Origin of the sequence: Acinetobacter sp. ABJ-A23_2 (assembly GCF_044538765.1) — a bacterium.
GTDB classification, from domain to species: Bacteria; Pseudomonadota; Gammaproteobacteria; order Pseudomonadales; family Moraxellaceae; genus Acinetobacter; species Acinetobacter nosocomialis_A.
In genome coordinates this window covers 1-1,045 of the sequence record NZ_JBIUCP010000112.1, presented here as the reverse complement: position 1 = coordinate 1,045, position 1,045 = coordinate 1, and the positions used below count along the sequence as shown (strand labels likewise).

At 26.9% G+C, this 1,045-nt stretch carries 2 protein-coding genes; both read right to left on the bottom strand.

Translation table 11 applies throughout. The annotated features are described in order from the left end of the window. Positions 1-347: 347 nt before the first annotated feature. Positions 348-842: an endonuclease V gene (locus tag ACH63V_RS18075; RefSeq protein WP_396464320.1), complete on the bottom strand. Its 495-nt coding sequence runs from the start codon at positions 840-842 to the stop codon at positions 348-350. Then, a partial coding sequence (locus tag ACH63V_RS18070) for a hypothetical protein (protein ID WP_396464319.1) occupies positions 839-1,045 on the bottom strand: 207 nt, incomplete at its 5' end. The genes ACH63V_RS18070 and ACH63V_RS18075, both read right to left, overlap by 4 nt.

Here is a 1,045-nt window from a genome sequence, read left to right as displayed (position 1 = left end):
TATATACTCAGATACATTAGAATTATTAATTAAAATCAATACCTTTTCAAACTCTCCATTTATTAATAGTGAATTAAATTTTGCTAGAACCAAATCATAGTTTTCATTCATTTCTCAAAACCCAATTAATATATACTATTTTATAATCAGATAATTCAGGTATTTCCTATAAATAGATCAAACTACAGAAATTTTGGATTATCTGTTATGAACTTTCAAAATATATTTCAATTTTCACATACTTAGCATTTAGATTAGTTAATATTTCCTCATTATTTCTAAAGTTGATAAGTATGTTACTTTATTCATCAATTACTTCATTTACGAATAAACTGTAAGAGCTAACTCTACGATCTACTCTTCAAGTCTATTTGTTTGATTAAATTTGGAATTCTATGATTACCATACATTTGCATAATATTTTCTTTTGCAACATTTAATGGAATATCAATAGAGGTAATATAGAGCGGTTTCTGGCTCTTACCTCGCAAAACAACACAATCTTCTGGGGTATCTTTAAAGTAGTTTTTCGCCACACCAATAATTGGCTTTTTAATAGCTAATGCATCCCATAAATGTTTACCTAATCCCGCTTTACTCTCTGCACCTAAAAAGACATAACCATCTATCAGAATATATTCATATTCTTCTTCAACAATTTCTAGCACATTCAAAATACATGGTAATTCTCGCTTATAGAATTGACCAGGCACATAGTCTTCTACATTATCAATATTTATTTCATAAGTTTTATAAAAATGTTGACTCCCCCAATTCTCAAAAACACCTGCAACACTTTTTACCCCCTCATCATTATAAAAAACATCTACAACTAAAATCATGACTTCAACTCAATCTTGTTTAAAATAATTTTAACATTTCTATTTTTTAGCTTAAATTCTTTAAGTATTTGAGATAAATGTTCCCGTAAAAACTCATTGTTTTTTTTATTATATATTTTCTCCTCCTCAGACATTGATAATGAGTTTTTGGTAAAAACACTAACTTCTTTAATTCCATTAAACTTTAATAAAAAACCATAATC

Bases quoted from the DNA above. Each gene is read 5' to 3' on its own strand.
- ACH63V_RS18075 (WP_396464320.1), bottom strand. From the start codon at position 842: ATGATTTTAGTTGTAGATGTTTTTTATAATGATGAGGGGGTAAAAAGT.